14 protein-coding genes are annotated in these 18,681 nt (G+C 64.1%); 9 read left to right on the top strand and 5 right to left on the bottom strand.

Translation table 11 applies throughout. The features are described from left to right. Window positions 1-197: 197 nt before the first annotated feature. Complete coding sequence (locus AC1D1F_RS04755) at window positions 198-452, bottom strand: acyl-CoA-binding protein (protein ID WP_477677927.1); 255 nt, start codon at window positions 450-452, stop codon at window positions 198-200. A gap of 145 nt (window positions 453-597) precedes the next feature. Here AC1D1F_RS04755 and AC1D1F_RS04750 point away from each other — a divergent pair, with 145 nt between their 5' ends. Then, window positions 598-2,136, top strand: coding sequence for a wax ester/triacylglycerol synthase family O-acyltransferase (locus AC1D1F_RS04750; protein ID WP_477677926.1), 1,539 nt, complete (start codon window positions 598-600; stop codon window positions 2,134-2,136). On the opposite strand, the gene AC1D1F_RS04745 is transcribed toward AC1D1F_RS04750, so the two are convergent. After that, window positions 2,133-2,900, bottom strand: coding sequence for a type III pantothenate kinase (locus AC1D1F_RS04745; protein ID WP_436156772.1), 768 nt, complete (start codon window positions 2,898-2,900; stop codon window positions 2,133-2,135). The genes AC1D1F_RS04750 and AC1D1F_RS04745 overlap by 4 nt on opposite strands. A gap of 83 nt (window positions 2,901-2,983) precedes the next feature. Further along, entirely contained in the window at window positions 2,984-3,652 is a 669-nt protein-coding gene (locus AC1D1F_RS04740; protein ID WP_477677925.1) for a helix-turn-helix transcriptional regulator, read from the bottom strand. A gap of 183 nt (window positions 3,653-3,835) precedes the next feature. On the opposite strand from AC1D1F_RS04740, the gene AC1D1F_RS04735 reads away from it, so the two are divergent. Both AC1D1F_RS04735 and AC1D1F_RS04730 read left to right on the top strand, forming a co-directional pair. Next, window positions 3,836-5,044, top strand: coding sequence for a sensor histidine kinase (locus AC1D1F_RS04735; protein WP_477700662.1), 1,209 nt, complete (start codon window positions 3,836-3,838; stop codon window positions 5,042-5,044). Window positions 5,045-5,102: 58 nt separating this feature from the next. Then, complete coding sequence (locus AC1D1F_RS04730; protein ID WP_477696064.1) at window positions 5,103-6,089, top strand: response regulator; 987 nt, start codon at window positions 5,103-5,105, stop codon at window positions 6,087-6,089. Window positions 6,090-6,122: 33 nt separating this feature from the next. Here AC1D1F_RS04730 and cqsA read toward each other — a convergent pair whose 3' ends face one another. Continuing rightward, window positions 6,123-7,376 (bottom strand): alpha-hydroxyketone-type quorum-sensing autoinducer synthase, encoded by a 1,254-nt coding sequence (cqsA, locus tag AC1D1F_RS04725; RefSeq protein ID WP_477677922.1) that lies wholly within the window; start codon window positions 7,374-7,376, stop codon window positions 6,123-6,125. A 225-nt stretch (window positions 7,377-7,601) separates the two neighbouring features. Beyond that, on the bottom strand, window positions 7,602-8,045 hold the full coding sequence (locus tag AC1D1F_RS04720; protein WP_477677921.1) for a rhodanese-like domain-containing protein: 444 nt from the start codon (window positions 8,043-8,045) through the stop codon (window positions 7,602-7,604). Window positions 8,046-8,266: 221 nt separating this feature from the next. Here AC1D1F_RS04720 and AC1D1F_RS04715 point away from each other — a divergent pair, with 221 nt between their 5' ends. The 6 genes from AC1D1F_RS04715 to AC1D1F_RS04690 all read left to right on the top strand — a co-directional run bounded on the left by AC1D1F_RS04715 (window position 8,267) and on the right by AC1D1F_RS04690 (window position 18,676). Further along, window positions 8,267-9,187, top strand: a complete 921-nt coding sequence (locus AC1D1F_RS04715; RefSeq protein ID WP_477696065.1) for a PPK2 family polyphosphate kinase — start codon at window positions 8,267-8,269, stop codon at window positions 9,185-9,187. Between the two features lie 180 nt (window positions 9,188-9,367). Beyond that, on the top strand, window positions 9,368-10,477 hold the full coding sequence (locus AC1D1F_RS04710; RefSeq protein ID WP_477653688.1) for a TRAP transporter substrate-binding protein: 1,110 nt from the start codon (window positions 9,368-9,370) through the stop codon (window positions 10,475-10,477). An 89-nt stretch (window positions 10,478-10,566) separates the two neighbouring features. Then, window positions 10,567-11,193, top strand: coding sequence for a TRAP transporter small permease subunit (locus AC1D1F_RS04705; RefSeq protein WP_477675699.1), 627 nt, complete (start codon window positions 10,567-10,569; stop codon window positions 11,191-11,193). A gap of 3 nt (window positions 11,194-11,196) precedes the next feature. Next, a complete protein-coding gene (locus AC1D1F_RS04700) occupies window positions 11,197-13,143 on the top strand; it encodes a TRAP transporter large permease (RefSeq protein WP_477700661.1) in 1,947 nt (648 codons plus the stop codon). 172 nt (window positions 13,144-13,315) lie between these two features. After that, window positions 13,316-16,639, top strand: a complete 3,324-nt coding sequence (gene icmF / locus AC1D1F_RS04695) for a fused isobutyryl-CoA mutase/GTPase IcmF (protein ID WP_477696067.1) — start codon at window positions 13,316-13,318, stop codon at window positions 16,637-16,639. A gap of 516 nt (window positions 16,640-17,155) precedes the next feature. Next, window positions 17,156-18,676: a hypothetical protein gene (locus AC1D1F_RS04690; RefSeq protein ID WP_477675703.1), complete on the top strand. Its 1,521-nt coding sequence runs from the start codon at window positions 17,156-17,158 to the stop codon at window positions 18,674-18,676. Window positions 18,677-18,681: the final 5 nt, after the last annotated feature.

Raw genomic sequence — 18,681 nt, 5'->3', positions numbered from 1 at the left:
CCCGCCTGAACCGAGCACCGCAGGTTGCCCGTAGCGCAGCGAAGGGACGCAGCAACCAGGGTCGCCTTTTCTTTTGCTTACTTTTCTTTTGGCGAAGCAAAAGAAAAGTGAGTAGCCGCCGGGCTACCCCCGGCCAGCAACCCTCAGCAGAGCGCGCAAAGGCCGGAGCAAGACCGGCCAATCCGTGCCTGAAAGGCTCAGCTCAAATCAGCAATCAGATCAATGTACTGCTGCATCGCATCCTCCTGCGAAGTACCCTTAAGACCATTCCACGCATCCCACTTGGCACGCGCAACCATGTCGCCAAAGCCGGGCTTTTTCTCTCCGTTGTCGCCAACGCTACCCTGCTTGTAGAGCGCGTAGATCTTCAGCAAGGTTGCGTTGTCAGGACGCTCGCTGAGGTTTTTCGAATCGGCCATGGCTTTGTCGAAGGCTGCTTTCAGGTCTGACATAAGGGGATCTCCGTTTTTAGAAGTGGGTCACCAATGACGGTGCTTGGGGTAACTGCCCGGTATCTTAGCGAGGCGGTTACCCGCAAAATAGGGAAGTTACCCCATCCGGGGTGGATTCGCAGCAGTTTTGCATTTGGGAGTGCTCATGGTTACACGCGTTACCGCCCAGGCCGCCGGCCGGAAAGTGGCAAAAAACGTCCAGAAGAACGTCAAGCGGGCCGTCTCGGGAACCCTGGGCATTTCGGGTGAGCGCATGAGCAAGGTCGACACGGCCTGGCTGCGCATGGACAACGACGCCAACCTCATGATGATCGTGGGCGTGTGGCAACTGGCGCCGGGCGTCAAGCACGCGGCGGTCTGCGAACGCATTGAAAACAGCCTGCTCAAGTACGACCGCTTCAAGCAGCGCGTGATGGAAGACGCGGCCGGCGCCACCTGGGTGATGGACCGCAACTTCGACCTGGCCAAACACGTGGTGGCCGAGAAACTGCCCAAATCAGCCAACCAGGAGCAGGCCCTGCAGGACCGCGTGGCGGTACTCGCCACCCAGCGCCTGGACCCGAAACGCCCCCTGTGGCAAATCCATTTGATCGAGGACTACACCGGGCCCGACGGCGTCAAGGGCAGCGCCATGATCGTGCGCATCCACCACTGCATCGCCGACGGCATCGCGCTGATCTCGGTGACCATGTCGCTGGTCGACGGCGGCGCACCGCCGCCGGAGCGGCGCAAGAAGGCCGCGGCGGCCGCGGGCACGGAAGACTGGATCGCCGACACCCTGCTCAAGCCTTTCACCGACATCACCGTCAAGGCGCTGGGCGCGGTGGGCGAAGGCGCGGCGCGTTCGCTGGGCATGCTGGGGGACCCGAAAAAAGGCATGGAGCAAGGCATGAGCGGCTCCTTCGACATGGCCAAGGTGCTGATGCAGGTGCTCAAGGACGGCGCCGCGCTGGCCCTAATGCCCGACGATTCCAAAACCCGGCTCAAGGGCAAGCCCGGCGGCGCCAAGAAGGTGGCCTGGTGCCAGCCGATTCCGCTGGACGAGGTCAAGGCCGTGGGCAAGGCGCTCAACTGCTCGATCAACGACGTACTGCTCAGCTGCGTGGCCGGCGCCCTCGGCGAGTACCTGAAGACTTTCGGCGACGAGGTGGCGGGCCAGGAAATCCGCGCCATGGTGCCGGTGAACCTGCGGCCGCTCGACCAGGCGCACAAGCTGGGCAACCGCTTCGGCCTGGTGCCGCTGGTGCTGCCCATAGGCGTGGACAACCCGATCGAGCGTGTCTACGAAGTGCGCCGCCGCATGGCCGCGCTCAAGGGCAGCTACCAGCCGCTGCTGGCCTTCAGCCTGCTGGCGGTGGCGGGCCTGCTGATCAAGCCGGCGCAGGACGTGATGCTGAACCTCTTCGCCAAGAAGACCACGGCGGTCATGACCAATGTGCCGGGCCCGCGCGAAAAGCTCAAGTTCTGCGGTTCCACGCTGGAGCAAAGCATGTTCTGGGTGCCGCAGTCGGGTGACGTGGGCCTGGGCGTGTCCATCCTGAGCTACGGCGGCGGCGTGCAGTTCGGCGTGATCACCGACAGCACGCTGTGCCCGGAGCCGCAGCGCATCATTGACGAATTCGTGCCGGAATTCGCCAAACTTTCCATCGTGACACTGATGCTCCCCTGGGGTGACACCGCCTAAGGAGCGAAGCGGCGGGAAGCGATTTCCAGAAGACCGTCGAATATCAGGCTATCCACCAGCTCGAATTTCACCGACATGCTGGGGGCCATCTTCCAGCCCGCGCCGCCGGTCATGATGCATTCGGGCGTCTCGCCGCAATGGCGCGTGATGTTTTCCACCATGCGCTGCACCGCACCGGCAATCGCGAAGGTGCCGCCGCTGGTCAGCGCGTCGCTGGTGTTGGTGGGGAAATCGCGCACCTCGCCGGTGGGCACATGCAGGCCGGCCGTGCCGGACTCGAGCGCGCGCAGCATGATGCCGTGGCCCGGCAGGATGATGCCGCCCAGAAATTTCCCGGAAGCGTCTATGGCCTCGACGGTGACCGCGGTGCCGACCATGACGACCACGCAGGGCTTTTGCACGCCGCGCGCCAGCAGGCGATGCCGCGCGCCTATCATGGCGACCCAGCGGTCGGCGCCCAGGCGGGCCGGGTGGTCGTAGCCGTTGCTCACGCCCGCTTCCTGCGGGCTGGAGACGACCCAGCGCGGCGCCACGTCCCAGAGCTCCATCTGCTCGGCCACGCGCCGCTTGATGGCGTCGCCGGCGACGATGCAGCCCAGGATGCGCGTAGGCACGGGCAACGCATTCCACTCCTCTTCCGCGAGCTTGTCGATGTTTTCGAGGAACACCGCCCCCTGCGCCAGCAGCCTGGCACCCGCCGCGGGCGCCTCGTACTGGGCCCATTTCAGGCGGGTGTTACCCACATCAAGCGCTAGAAAGGTCATTTGGCGGATTATGAACAGGTTTGGCGCACGGCCCCGAGCGGCCGCCTAGGGGTTTCCAGTAGGGCTTTACGGAAAATACCGGCTCAAATCAAGCCAAACCAGCAGGCGCGCTGGATGGCGGCCAGCTTGTTGTCGACCCTGAGCTTGGTCATGGCATTGGAGAGGTGGAAGTTCACGGTGCGTTCGCTACAGGCCAGCTGCTCGCCGCTTTCACGCGCGGTCATGCCCTGGAAGGCCAGGCTCAGGCACTCAAGCTCGCGCGGGCTCAGCGGGCTGCGCGCTTCGGCCAGCGCCCGCTTGAGCAGCGGCCAGATGTTGAGCGCCGACCAGGCCAGCAGGGCCGCCTCGCTGCGGTCGTGCCACTGGCGCGGGCTGAAGAGGTAGCACTCGAAAGCGCGCCCCACGGTGACGGGGAAGGCGATGCGAACCACGCTCTGGTAGCCGTGGGCCAGCCAGAGCCGGCGCCAGCGGCCCAGGTTTTCGAAGGCCGATTTGGAAATATCCTGCCAGGCCACCAGGGGCGCGTCGGAGTCGCGCCAGGGCGCGCCGAAGTCGCGGCTTTCAGCCAGGGCTTCGGCCGCATCGAGCAGGCGAGGCGGGTGGATGGCCAGCACCAGCCGGTCCTCCTGGCCCGCAAAAGGGTCGGGGCCGAGCACCATAAGGGCCTCGACGGAGAATTCGCGCAGGGCGCTCAGCCAGTCGCTGATGACGCCGTCCAGGCTCACGCTGTCAAAGTTGGCAGGTAACAGCATTAGCTTGACGGAAAAAGAACCGGGACAATACAGTCACATGTCAAATGCATCATCGGTCAGGTTCCCTGTTGTGCTGGAGAGATTTCTAAAGTGAGGAGCGCCCGCTTTCATGCGTGGCTGGCACAGCGTCCCTTGCTCCAGTGGCTGCGGGAAGAACTGGTACTCGCCCCGCTGGAGCCCATTTTGCATCCATCGCCACGGCGTCTGTGGTGGCTGGGGCTTTCTTTTTTCTCGGGCAATGCCCTGTTCGCCTGGATCTGGTCGGCCTGGCTGCCCCAGCCCTACGAAAACCTGCCTCTGCGCGTGGGCGCCAGCCTGCTGGGCTACAGCCTGATGACGCGGCGCGTCAACCACGATCCGGGCAGCCGCCTGGCGCAAAGGGTCTTCGGCCTGGTGTTCTGGGTGGAGCTGCCGGTGCTGTTCAGCTGGATGTACCTGTGCAACAGCGGCAGCACGGTATGGCTGGCCACCATGGCGGCCATGGTGCTGATCTACTACCACGTGACCGACTGGCGCCTGGCCACGCTGGGCACCATCACGGGAGGCCTGCTGGCCTTCGGGGCCTTCATGGCCATCGGTCCCGCGGTTCCCTTGCTGCCGACGGAGCAGCGCGCCGTGCACGCGGTGGTGTTCGCGTTTGCCTGGTCGATCGCCCTGGTGCTCAACCTGTCCTCTGCCAACCTGCGGCGGGAGCAACTCTCCAGCACGCTGACCACCATCGGCATCATGGCGCATGAACTGCGCACGCCGCTGTCGACGGCGGCCCTGCTGGGCGACGCGATCCAGCTGGAGGTGCAGCGCCAGCCCGACAACCCGCGCGCGCAGCAACTGGATAAGCTCGCGCTGCGCCTGCACGCCCTGGTGCGCAACATGAACCACCAGATCGACACGCAGATCGCCAACGCCAAGCTGCTGCAGCTGCCGCGCTACACCGAACGGGTCCTGGCCAGCCAGGTGGTGCAGGAAGTGGTGGTGGGCTACCCCTACCAGTCGAGCCGCCAGCGCGACTGCGTCAAGGTCATCCTTCATGACGATTTCAGTTTCCGTTCCTCGGCCACCCAGTTTTCCCAGGTGCTGGACAACCTGATCAAGAACGCCCTGCATTCGCTGATGGCCGCCGACTCCAAATACCCGAGCGGCGCGCTGCGCATCGAGGTGCGCCAGGCGCAGGGGCGCGGCCGCATTATCGTCGCGGACGAGGGCATGGGCATAGACGCCGCCCTGCTGCCGCAGATTTTCAAGCCTTTTTTCTCCAGCAACCGCGGCACCGGCCACGGCCTGGGTTTGGCGTTTTGCCAGCAAGTGGTACAAAGTGCAGGCGGCAACATTCATGTGAAATCCGAGTTTGCCGTGGGCGCCGTTTTTACCATTGAGCTGCCCATCGCGCCTTGACGGCCTGTTTTTTGCAACTGTATGACTGCTTTTGACAACCTTCCATAAAACGACAAACATGTCCTTTGCACTCTACCGCCGGCCGGGAGGCGTGGTCTTTCTGGACGACGACCCGGACTATCTTGAAATGCTGGCTGAAGTCATGCCGCTGGACTGGTATGTACGCCTGTTCCTGCGCCCGGTGGCCTGCATAGAGCTGCTGCTGAAGGAGCCGGCCCGCTGGGAAGCCGACGCCTGGCGCCAGCAGGAGATCATCAACCGCTGGCGCGAAGGCTCGGCCCTGATCCCGCAAATCCTGCAGTACTGGCGCGAAGACGGCACGGCGCGCTTTGCGCTCACCCAGGTCTGCGTGGTGGACTACTCGATGCCGGCGATGAGCGGGCTGCGGGTGCTCAGCGAGCTGACGGGCTGGTCCGGCGCGCGCGTGCTGCTGACCGGGCGCGCCGACGAGCAGCTCGCCGTGTCGGCCTTCAACCGCGGGCTGATCGAGCAGTTCATTCCAAAGCAATCCCCCGAAATCCGGTTGCGCCTGACCGACGCCATCCAGGCGCTGCTGCGCCAACCCGACGGGCGGCACCAGCAGACCTGGCGCTCCACGCTGTCGCGCGAGCAGCACGCCCTGCTGTGCGAGCCCACGATCGCGCAGGAGCTTGAAAACCTCGCGCTGCGCCAGGGCTGGATAGAACATGTGGTCATAGGCGCGCCTTTCGGCGTGCTGGCGCTGGACCGCAAGGGCAGCGCCAGCTGGCTGCAGCTGGAGCCGGCGGGCAAGCTGCGCGAACTCGCGGAAATCGCCGAGTCCCAGGGCTGGGATGCGGCCACCGTGGCGGACGTGGCCGTGGGCAAAAAACTCATAGACCTGGAGCTGCAGCTGGCGCTGGGCGGCGGCCAGAAGCCCCAGCCGCGGCAGGCTTTCGCGATCTCCTCCGGCGAGGCCGTGCTCCACGCCGCGCTTTTCAGCATCGGCGAGCCCTTCAGCCCGGGCTTCATGACCAGCCACGAGCGTTTTATCGCCACCTCCGGCGAAAGACAGCTACAAGACTGACGCGGACCGCGCCGGGGCCGTGCGGCCATGGCGTCATGCCTCGGCCTGCCCGGCCCGGGCGCGCCGCGCGATCGGCCAATCCCAGGGCTTCACGATGGGCGCGATCTCCCGGGCCACCGCTTCCACGTGGTCCAGCTCGGAAGCCGTCAAGCCGGCGTTCAGCGTCATGCGCATCATGGCGCGCTTGGCGCTGGTCGCCGGCGCGCAGAACATCGACGAATACACGTTGCGTTCCTCCAGCCGGTCGCGCAGCACCATGGTGTCGCTTTCCGAGCCGACTTCCAGCGCGATGATCTGCTGGGTGCCCTGGTGGATGGGGTAGCCCAGCTCGCTCAGCGAGCCGCGCAGCCGGCGGGTGTTCGCATGCAGGCGCACGCGCGCGTCGTCGCTCTTGCGGATCACGTCCAGCGTGGCCGCCAGGCCGGCGATCTCGTGCGGCAACAGGCTGGAGCTGAAGATGTTGGGGAAGCTCGAACACAGGATGTAGTAGCGCATGTGGGCCGGCGCGGTGAAAAAACCGGCGCGGCCCGCGAAGGCCTTGGCCAGACTGGCGGTGATGAAGTGCACCCGGTCGGTCAGGCCCAGTTCGGCGCACAGGCCCGCGCCCTGCGGCCCGTGCGTGCCCAGCGAGTGGGACTCGTCGACCAGGATCATGCAGCCGTTCTGCTCGGCCACGTCCACGATCTCCACCAGCGGGGAAACGGCGCCGGTGGTGCTGTAGACCGAGTCCACCACCACGATGCCGGGGCCGTTGCGGGCGATCATGCGCGCCAGGTGGGCCGGGTCGTTGTGGCGGAAGGCGAAAGCCGGCGCGCGCGCCGCGTGGGCGCCCTCCCAGAGCGAGGCGTGGGCCAGGGTGTCCAGGTAGACCGGCGTCTGCGCGTCGGCAATCGCCTGCAGCAGGCCGACGTTGGCCGCGTAGCCCGACTGGCAGATAAAACCGTCGTCCTTGCCGACCCAGCCGGCCAGCGCCATCTCCAGCGTGTGCGTCGGGTGCTGGTTCAGGTGGAAGACGCCCGACTGGACGACAAACTCCTGTTCCTTGCGCAAGGCCTCGACCTGGGCATGCACGATCTGCGGATGCCCCGTCACGCTCAGGTAATCGTTGCCGTCCAGGCGTATGGCATTGGAGTCGGGTGTCCGCCCATGGAGCATGAATTTCCCGCCCCATTGCTGGTCCCAGCGCGGTTTGAAATCGCGCGCGATGCGTTCGCTCAGGCGGGAGCCGAGGGCGGGGTTGTTAGGCGCCTTGACGGCGGGTGACAGTTCGCGTTCGAGTACTTGCATGGGGGAGCTCCGTTGGAAAGAAGAACCCCATTGAAAGCGCTCAAACAAATTGATACGTGTTACCCCCTGTCAGAACTGACAGGGGGTACCTCCATACAACAAATCTCAGATGTCGTGGTGTGAACTATTCACTTCATTTTTATGAGCCCCGTACGCCATCCCCTTACAGGTTGAAGTTACGAAAGGTACAAATTTCCCCCGGTTTAGCGGGGTTTTTCTGGTGCTTCAGCCCTGCTTCCACGGCAGGCCCTGAAAACGCCAGCCGCCCTTGCGGCCGCGCTGCCCCTGTTCGTCGGCGTCGCCTTCAAAGCCTTCCAGGATGTTGTAGGCCTCAAGCCCCAGTTCCGCCGCGCGTTTGGCCGCCGCCACCGAACGCACGCCGCTGCGGCACAGCAGCACGGCTTTCTTGCCGGCAGGCACGGCCGCTTTCAGCCCCTCATCAAAACCCGCATTCACCGCCATGCCCGGCCACTGCTTCCATGCCAGGGGCACGGCGCCCGGCACATAACCCACCCATTCGCGTTCAGCGTCCGTGCGCACGTCCACCAGCACCGCCTCGCCTGACTGCATCCACTGCAGCGCCAGGCGCGCCGGTATGTCTCCGGCATAACCGGCGGCCGGCCGGACTTGAAGCGGGGAGGAAGTGTCCGCGGATGTGGGGCTTGTCATGGCGTTGCCTGTCCTGTCAATGTGAAGCGATGAAGTGGTGAAGTGAGCCGGCGGCGGATGAAACCGCCAAGCCAAGTTTATTCCCGGGCCGTCGCCCCCGGCAACAGCAGGGAGAAAAGCCAGGCGTCATAGCCATCACTCCGCAAAAGCCAAGCGCCATGCACAATCACAACGGACGGCGACGAGCCGTCCCAGCCATTCAGCCGGACACAGGAGACCCCATGCCCTCTACCCGCACAGACATTCCCCTTTTTCCCGACGCCTCGGCCGGCAAGGCGGACCTCAAGACCCTGGCTAGGCTGCTGTCCCGATGGCAGCCGCCGCAGACCGATGCCGACGGCCTGCCGCCGTCCGGCAAAAAAGCGAAGGCCTGGGCGCTGGCCGGCCTGGACCCGGCCGCCAAGCCTTTTTCCAGCGGCGACAAGCAGCAGGACAAAACCCTGGTCGACACGCTGGCGGCCGAACTCGACGAATTGCAGAACCTGTTTTATGCCGACAAGCGCTTCAAGTTGCTGGTCATCCTTCAGGGCACCGACACCGCCGGCAAGGACGGCACGCTGCGCGGTGTGTTCGGCCGCATCAGCCCGTTGGGCGTGCACACCGTGAGCTGGCGGGCGCCCAACGAAGCGGAGCGCGCGCACGACTACCTGTGGCGCATCCACCAGCAGGTGCCCGCGGCCGGCGAGATCACCCTCTTCAACCGCAGCCACTATGAGGACGTGCTGGTGCCGCCCGTCAAGGGCTGGATCACGCCGGCGCAGACAGCCGAGCGCTACCGGCACATCAATGACTTCGAACGCCTGCTCGCGCAGACCGGCACCGTGGTCCTCAAGTTCATGCTGCACATCAGCCGCGATGAGCAGCGCGAACGCCTGCAGGCGCGGCTCGAGGACCCGGCCAAGCAGTGGAAATTCAATGCGGACGACCTGGAGGCGCGCAAGCAGTGGAAGCAGTACCAGCAAGCCTACGAAGACCTGCTGCGCGCCACCAGCACACCCTGGGCGCCATGGACGGTGGTGCCCGCCGATTCCAAAACCCACCGCAACCTGATGATCGCCACCGTGGTGCGCGCCACGCTGGTGCAGCTGGGCCTACGCTTTCCGCCCGGCGACCCCGCGCTTGAAGGATTGAAAGTCCGCTGAGGCTGAAGGTCGCCGCGGGATTCCCGCCCGTGAGGCCAAAACTGTTTCACCCGGATCGGGGGTAATCGAAACGCCAATCAGCCGCCTGCGTTGGTGGAAACCCTCTTTGTAAGGCTTGGGCAAGACGGAATGATGAGTGTTCTTAGTGTTCTTACTTTCCCAAACAACAGGAGACAAGTCATGACCGAGAGCAAAAGCCCCCGCAGGCGCGGCCTGCTGAAAGGCGCCGCGATTGCCGCGGGCGCCCTGTCCGCCCCGATGGTCGCCATGGCGCAGACAACGTCCTTTCGCTTCCAGAGCACCTGGCCGGCCAAAGACATCTTCCATGAATTCGCCAATGACTTCGCGAAGAAGGTCAACGACATGGCAGGCGGCCGCCTGAAGATCGAAGTGCTGCCTTCGGGCGCGGTGGTGCCGGCCTTCCAGCTGCTGGAAGCCGTGAACAAGGGCACGCTGGACGGCGGCCACGGTGTGGTGGCTTACCACTACGGCAAGAATTCGGCGCTGGCCCTGTGGGGCTCCGGCCCCGGCTACGGCATGGACTCCAACATGGTCCTGGCCTGGCACAACTACGGCGGCGGCAAGGCTCTGCTCGAGGAAATCTACAAGACCATCAACATGGACGTGGTGTCCTACCTCTACGGCCCCATGACCACCCAGCCGTTGGGCTGGTTCAAGAAACCCATCGCCAAGGCCGAGGACCTCAAGGGCCTGAAATACCGCACGGTGGGACTGGCCGTGGACATGTTCACGCTGATGGGCGCCGCGGTGAATCCCTTGCCGGGCGGCGAGATCGTGCCGGCGCTGGACCGCGGCCTGATCGATGCGGCCGAGTTCAACAACGCCACCTCCGACCGGATACTGGGTTTTCCGGACGTGGTCAAGAACTGCATGCTGCAGAGCTTCCACCAGAGCGGCGAGCAGTTCGAGATCCTGTTCAACAAGACCAAATACAACGCCTTGCCGGCCGAGCTCAAATCCATCATCGACTATGCGGTGCAAGCGGCCAGCGCCGACATGAGCTGGAAAATGATAGACCGCAACTCGACCGACTACATCGAGATGAAGAAGCAGGGGATCAAGTTCTACAAGACCTCGGATGCCGTGCTGAGGGCCCAGCTGGACGCCTGGGACAAAACCATCGCCAAGAAAGCCGGCGAGAACCCGCTGTTCAAGAAGGTGCTGGATTCGCAAAAGGCTTTCGCCCAGCGGGCCGTGTCCTGGCACAACGACTATTCCGTCGACTTCAAGATGGCCTACAACCATTATTTTTCCGGCAAAAAAGCCTGACCGCCAGCGCTTGAGCCTGAAGTACAGCAGCCATCCGGTTCCGCCTGGATGGCTGCTTTTCTTTGTCGCAGCCTGCCACCGGAACCGCCATGAACGTTCAACGTCTCCTTCACACCGCCGACGCCATCAGCACCTGGGTGGGCAAGGCCTTTGCCTGGCTCATCGTGGCGCTGATGCTGCTGGTCTGCGCCGAGGTCTTCAAGCGCTATGCGCTCAATGCGCCGACGGCCTGGATCTTTGACGCCAACAACATGCTCTACGGCACCCTGTTCATGATGGGCGGCGCCTACACCCTGGCCCACGACGGCCACGTACGCGGAGACTTTCTATACGGCAGCATGAAGCCGCGCACCCAGGCCTCGCTGGACCTGGTGCTGTACCTCCTGTTCTTCGTGCCGGGCATCGCCGCGTTGACCTGGGCCGGCTGGACCTACTTCAACGACTCCTGGTCCATCCACGAGCAGACCTTCAACGCCGACCCGATTCCGCTCTACCCCTTCAAATTCGTGATCCCGCTGGCCGGCTCCATCGTGCTGATGCAAGGCATCGCCGAGATGATCCGCTGCGTGGTGTGCATCAGGACCGGCGCATGGACACCCCGGCTCAAGGACGCCGAGGAAGCCGACGTCGTGGCCCAGCAACTGGCCGGCAGCGAATTCGTCGATGAGGACGCCAAGCAGCTCGCCATCGAAAAGTCCAAAGGGATGAAGGGATAAATGATGAGCAACGCAGCACTCGGCATGACCATGCTCTGCCTGATCGTGGTGGTGATCATGCTGGGCTTCCCCACGGCTTTCACCCTGATGGGGCTGGGCATCATGTTCGGCTTCGTCGCTTTCTACGACCCGTCGGCCCACTGGCTCGACAACAAGATCTTCGACCTCATGGTGCAGCGCGCCTTCGGGGCCATGACCAATGAGACGCTGTTATCCATCCCGCTGTTCGTGCTGATGGGCTACGTGATGGAACGCGGCGCGCTGGTGGACAAGATGTTCCACAGCGTGCAGCTCGCGTTTCGCAGCGTCCCCGGTTCGCTGGCCGTCACCACGCTGATCATCTGCACCTTCTGGGGCATCGCCAGCGGCCTGGTGGGCGCGGTGGTGGTGCTGATGGGCGTGATCGCCATGCGGCCCATGCTCAACGCCGGCTACGACACCCGGCTGGCCGCCGGCGTGATCACCGCCGGCGGCACGCTGGGCATCCTGATCCCGCCCTCGGTGATGATCATCGTGTATGCGGCGGTCGCCGGCCAGTCGGTGGTCAAGCTGTATGCCGCCGCGATGTTCCCCGGCTTCTTCCTGGCGCTGCTGTACCTCGTCTACATCATCGGCTGGGTACTGATCAACCCGAAGATCGCGCCCAGGCTGCCGCCCGAGCAGCAGCAGGTGCCGGTGCCGCCCTGGCTTCACGCCGTCGCCGGCGCCTATTCGCGCCGCATGCTGCCCGCGTTGCTGGCCGCCACCGCGTCGCCCGGCCGCGCCCTGAAAGCCGGCGTGGACGGCATGAAGATCTCCCGGGGTTTGCTGGCCCGCAGCCTGGGCCTGGCGCTGGTGCCGCTGGCGCTGTCGGCCATCACCCTGGGCGCCGTGTGGTGGTATGTCGTGATCCACTCCCAGGAAGACAACGTCGCCAGCGCCGCGGCGCAGGTCACCCAGCGGGCCCAGGCGCCCGCTCCCGCCGCAGCCGGCACCAGCGGCCTGCAGGAGGCCCCCGGCGCAGCGGCTGTCCAGGCGCCGCCGGCTGCCGGTGGTATCCAGGAACCGCCGGCCGAAACCAGCGGCCTGCAGGAACTTTCGGCCCCGCCTGGCGCCATCGAGGAGCCGGCCGCCGGCCCCGCCAGGGACGAGCCCATGCAACAGTTTGGCGACCCGTCGGCCGAGGGCCCGCACACCGCCGCCGTTCCCGCCATGTTCTTCACCGGCTTCTGGATCGCCTGCGGCATCACGCTGCTGCTGCTGGCCTGGTACTACTGGAAGTTCGACGCAGAGCAATTCGAGATCCTGCGCATGCTGGTGTCGTCCGTCATGCCGCTGGCCATCCTGACCTTCGTCGTGCTGGCGGTGATCCTGTTCGGCATCACGACGGCCACCGAATCGGCGGCGGTCGGCGCGGCCGGGGCCTTCCTGATGGCCTGGCACGCCAAGACCCTGAACTTCCAGCGCATCAAGGAAGCGGTCTTCCTGACCGCCAAGACCACCTCCATGGTGTGCTGGCTGTTTGTCGGCTCAGCGCTGTTTTCGGCTGTGTTCGCCCTGCTGGGCGGCCAGGCCGTGATCGAAAGATGGGTTCTGTCCATGGAGCTGACGCCGCTGCAGTTCCTCCTGGTATCGCAGGCCATCATCTTCATTCTCGGCTGGCCGCTGGAGTGGACCGAGATCATCGTGATCTTCGTGCCCATCTTCCTTCCGCTGCTGGCGCACTTCCAGATCGACCCCATCCTCTGGGGCGTGCTGGTCTTCGTCAACCTGCAGGCGGCCTTCCTGTCGCCGCCGGTCGCGATGAGCGCCTTCTACCTCAAAGGCGTTTCCCCGCCGCACGTGACCCTGAACCAGATCTTCGCCGGCATGATGCCCTATATGCTGATCGTGATCCTGTGCATGGTGTTCATGTATGTCTGGCCGGGCATGACGCTCTGGCTGCCGAAGTTCCTGTACGGCGGCGGCTGAACGGCAGGCAGGCCCCTTTCGCGGGGCCGCCCGCCGCGCCCCCGCTTCCCCTCGAATACCCCCCGCCCGGGCGGGCGCTTGAACAGCCTCCGCTTACGGAGTAAGATTGACGTTTACGTAAACGTCAACTACAGTGAGCGAGGGCGCCGACCCGCCCCTCCCGGAGACAACCATGACCGACATGTCCGCTGAATACAAAGCGCTCGCCAGCTACCGCCCCACCCACAAGGTGCGTTTCATCACTGCCGCCAGCCTGTTCGACGGCCATGACGCGGCCATCAACATCATGCGGCGCATCCTGCAGAGCATGGGCGCCGAGGTCATCCACCTGGGCCACAACCGCAGCGTCGACGAGGTCGTGACGGCCGCCCTGCAGGAAGACGCCCAGGGCATCGCCATCAGCTCCTACCAGGGCGGGCACGTCGAGTACTTCAAGTACATGGTCGACCTGCTCAAGAGCCGCGGCGGCGAGCACATCCAGGTGTTCGGCGGCGGCGGCGGCGTCATCGTGCCGCCCGAGATCCGCGAACTGCATGCCTACGGCGTCACCCGCATCTACAGCCCCGAAGACGGCCAGAAGATGGGCCTGGCCGGGATGATCGGCGAAATGGTCATGCGCTGCGACAAGGACCTGACCGGCTTCGCGCCCAAAAACGTCAAGGCCATTGAAGGCCACGGCGAGATGAACTGGCGGGCGCTGGCCCAGCTGATCACCGCGCTTGAGAACGGCAAAGCCGATGCAGCGCTGGTCGACAAGGTGCGCGCCCAGGCCGCCACCCGCAAGATCCCTGTGCTCGGCATCACCGGCACAGGCGGGGCCGGTAAATCCTCGCTCACCGACGAACTGATACGCCGCCTGCGCCTGGACCAGAACGACAAGCTGCGCGTGGCAATCATCAGCATCGATCCATCTCGCCGCAAGAGTGGTGGCGCGCTGCTGGGCGACCGCATCCGGATGAATGCTATTTCGCCGTGGACCGTTCCCGTTGCCGGCCAGAAGAACGCCGACAGCGGCCAACGCGTCTTCATGCGCAGTCTGGCCACACGCGACTTCGGCTCCGAGATCAGCCAGGCCCTGCCCGACGTGATCGCCGCCTGCAAATGCGCAGGCTTTGACTTGATCGTCGTGGAGACCTCGGGCATAGGCCAGGGCGACGCTGCCATCGTGCCGCACGTCGACGTGCCCATGTACGTGATGACGCCCGAGTTCGGCGCGGCCAGTCAGCTCGAAAAAATTGACATGCTGGACTTCGCCGAGTTCATCGCCATCAACAAGTTCGACCGCAAGGGCTCGCTCGACGCACTGCGCGACGTCTCCAAGCAGGTGCAGCGCAACAAGGAAGCCTGGAGCACGCCGGCCGACAGGATGCCGGTTTTCGGCACCATGGCCGCGCGCTTCAACGACGACGGCGTCACCGCGCTCTACCAGGCGCTCAAGCCGCGCCTGGCCGCGCTGGGCCTGGCGCTTGAGGGCGGCGTGCTGCCCGCGGCCGAGGTGCGCCACAGCACCAACCAGACACCCGTGGTGCCCGCCGCGCGCACCCGCTACCTGGCCGAGATCAGCGACACCGTGCGCGGCTACAAAAAACGCGCCCGCGCGCAGGCCCAGCTGGCGCGCGAAGTGCAGCAGCTCAAGGCGGCAGCCGCCATGCTCAAGATCGACAAGCCCGACCGCGCGCCCGCCGCCGAGGCTGCGCTGGACCTGGCCGGCCATCGCAAGGCCCGCATGGACGCCGACGCCCGCGCCCTGCTGGCCCAATGGCCCGACATGCAGGCCGCCTATGCCGGCGATGAGTACGTGGTCAAAATCCGCGACAAGGAAATCCGCACCGCGCTGACCACCAAATCGCTTTCCGGCACTACCATCCGCAAGGTGGCGCTGCCGCAATACGAAGACCACGGCGAAATCCTCAAGTGGCTGATGCTGGACAACGTGCCCGGCAGCTACCCCTACACCGCCGGCACCTTCGCCTTCAAGCGCGAGGGCGAGGACCCGACCCGCATGTTCGCCGGCGAAGGCGATCCCTTCCGCACCAACACCCGCTTCAAGCTGCTCAGCGAGGGCATGGCCGCCAAGCGGCTGTCCACTGCCTTCGACTCGGTCACGCTCTATGGCAACGACCCGGCGCTGCGGCCCGACATCTACGGCAAGGTCGGCAACTCGGGCGTGTCCATCGCCACGCTGGACGACATGAAGGTGCTGTACGACGGCTTTGACCTGTGCAACCCCTCGACCTCGGTCTCCATGACCATCAACGGCCCGGCGCCCACCATCCTCGCGATGTTCATGAATACGGCGATCGACCAGAACATCGCCAAATTCCAGAAAGACAACGGCCGCGACCCGACAGCGACCGAAGCCGCCAAGATACGCGAATGGGTGCAGGAAAACGTGCGCGGCACGGTGCAGGCCGACATCCTGAAAGAAGACCAGGGCCAGAACACCTGCATCTTCTCGACCGAGTTCAGCCTGAAAGTCATGGGTGACATCGCCCAGTATTTCGTGCACAACCGCGTGCGCAACTTCTACAGCGTCTCCATCAGCGGTTACCACATCGCCGAAGCCGGCGCCAACCCGATCAGCCAGCTGGCCTTCACGCTGTCCAACGGTTTCACTTTCGTCGAAGCCTACCTCGCGCGCGGCATGCACATCGACGACTTCGCGCCCAACCTGAGCTTTTTCTTCAGCAACGGCATGGATCCGGAATACACCGTGATGGGCCGCGTCGCGCGCCGCATCTGGGCCGTGGCCATGAAAGAGAAGTACGGCGCCAACGAACGCAGCCAGAAGCTGAAATACCACATCCAGACCTCGGGCCGCAGCCTGCATGCGCAAGAGATCCAGTTCAACGACATCCGCACCACGCTGCAGGCCTTGATCGCGATCTACGACAACTGCAACTCGCTGCACACCAACGCATTTGACGAAGCCATCACCACCCCCACCGAAGAATCGGTGCGCCGCGCCATGGCCATCCAGCTCATCATCAACCGCGAATGGGGCCTGGCCAAAAATGAAAACCCCTCGCAGGGCGCTTTCATCATCGAGGAACTCACCGAGCTGCTCGAAGAAGCCGTGCTGCTGGAGTTCGAACGCATCGCCGAGCGCGGCGGCGTGCTGGGCGCCATGGAAACCGGCTACCAGCGCGGCCGCATCCAGGACGAGTCCATGCACTACGAGATGCTCAAGCACACCGGCGAGCTGCCCATCATCGGCGTCAACACCTTCCGCAACCCGCACGGCGACGCGGTGCAGGACAAGCTCGAACTGGCCCGCTCCACCGAAGAAGAAAAACAAAGCCAGCTCAAGCGCCTGGACGACTTCCACCGCCGCCACGCGGACGAGTCACCGGCCATGCTCAAACGCCTGCAGCAGGCCGTGATCGAGAACCTCAACGTCTTCGAGGTGCTGATGGAGGCCGTGCGTGTCTGCTCGCTGGGGCAGATCACGAACGCGCTGTTTGAGGTGGGTGGGCAGTACCGGCGGAATATGTAGGCCGGCGGGGGAGCATTGCCACTTAACCCATAGTCTTTCCAAAAATCTGCCGTTAACTTCATTTAAGTCTCGGCCAATCTATGCCTCATTTCGCTTTTCAGCGGATGAGGCCAAAAGATCGGCACAACAAAGCAAAAAGCCCAACTGGCGATCAGTTGGGCTTTTTTGTTCTTTTCGAAGATTAACGGCGAAGTCGCTTTTCCAGTAGAGGCCTGAGACTATCGTAGGCCTTGCGAAACGTCTGGAGATTGGCCAGATCGGGGGCAAACTTTCCTGTCGCCAGATCATGAACGATCGTCCCCTGACAGTTGAAGCACCCTTGCCACTCCTGGCTCGCTCGCCATTAACCACACTATAGTGCGTCGCTTCTTGGGAATCTTTGAAATTGGTGCGCTTCCGATTGAGACGCGACTCCTCTCATTGCAGGATGACAGTCGCCTGTTCCGCTCTTAAACTGAACCACAAATGCCGTTGGCGGCTCTCGCCGCATCAACAAAAGACCCTCGAGGAGGAATCATGCCAGTCCCCGGCGACCACATCATCCATTCCGGCTCCGGCCAACTCGGCCGCAGCCGCACCAGCGTAGACGACGCGAAGCGCATTGCATTGCAAGCTTGGGACTATGGGCTCACCAAGAAAGGCCCCATCGTCATGCACTTCCACGGTGGCCTCGTCAACGAGAAGGCCGCACGCGAAGGAGCGGAACGCCTCTACGAGACCTACGCGACTAAGGCGGGCGCCTACCCGATCTTCTCAGTGTGGGAAGCGGGCCTAATCGAGACGCTGCGCAACAATTGGCGCGACATTCTGCAAGATCCGGTCTTCCAGGAGTTAGTGAAGAAAGTAGGAGAATGGGTCTTGCGCGAGGGCGCGCCCGAGGCCGGTACAAAAAGTGCCGCAGGCAAGGCGATCGATGTGGACCAGTACCGGCAGGACTTCGATGCGTGGTTCGCGGGCACTTCCCCGCAGCCTCCACTTGTGGACTCCAAACCTGCCGCTGCCATCGGTCTAAAGAATGCCGAGCCCGATGAGGAGGATCTGGCGCTCAAGATTGAAGCCGAACTCCCGAACGATCCCACCTTCGAGATGACGATCGCGGGCCTTGCCGCCGCAGCGGCCAGTACGCCCGGCGCGACCACCAAGGGCATGACGACGACGCCACGTCCCATCAGTCGTGTGTTGGTTGACGATGCTGCGCTGGATCAGCTTTTACCCGGCGGCGCCGCTTCGCACGGCATCACCACCAAGGGTGTACTCAGCTGGGTGGCCACCGCCAAGTTTATCGCGAAGGTTGTGATGGCCGTGACACGCCGCCTCATCTCAGGCCGAGACCATGGTGTGTACGTGACCGTGATTGAAGAAGTGCTCCGCGCCGCCTATCTCGCAAAGGCCGGTGGCATAGCGTGGGGGCAGATGAAAAAAGACACGGCCGACGCATTTGTGGGCGAGACCGGTGCCGGCAACGTGATTCTCCAGGCTTGGGCCGGGCGCATCGTTAAGGGTGAAGTTCCGCCACGCGTGGTGCTGGTGGGCCACAGTACTGGTGCCGTCTACATCATCAACTGGATCCGCGCATCGGCAGTGGTCGCACCCGATCTCGTGTACGACATCGTTTTGCTCGCCCCTGCCTGCGTGACCGATGAGTTCGCAAAGGTCATGCAGGAGCATGCGAAGGCAATGAGCAACGTACGCATATTCGCGATGCAGGATGAGAAGGAGAGGGACGACGTGCTGGTGCCCATCCTCTATCCGCGCTCCTTGCTCTACTTCGTGTCCGGCGTGGTAGAGGCGGAGGTCGACGCGCCCCTGCTCGGCATGCAGCGTTTCCTGAAGGACAAGCCCTTCCAGGACGCCAAGAAGTTCCCCGCAGTTGATGCCGTGCGCCAGTACCTCGCAGCAATGGCTTCACGCGGCGTGTGGTCGATAGCGGCGGGCGCTCCAGGGCTGGGGAGCGCGTCGGTGAAGCACGGTGACTTCGACAATGACGCGGCGACGCTCGCGAGCGTGGTTTCTATCATCAAGTCCGGCTACGCCTGAAGTCC

The organism is Polaromonas sp. P1_H6 (assembly GCF_056405195.1).
This window is presented reverse-complemented; position numbering and strand designations above follow the sequence as displayed.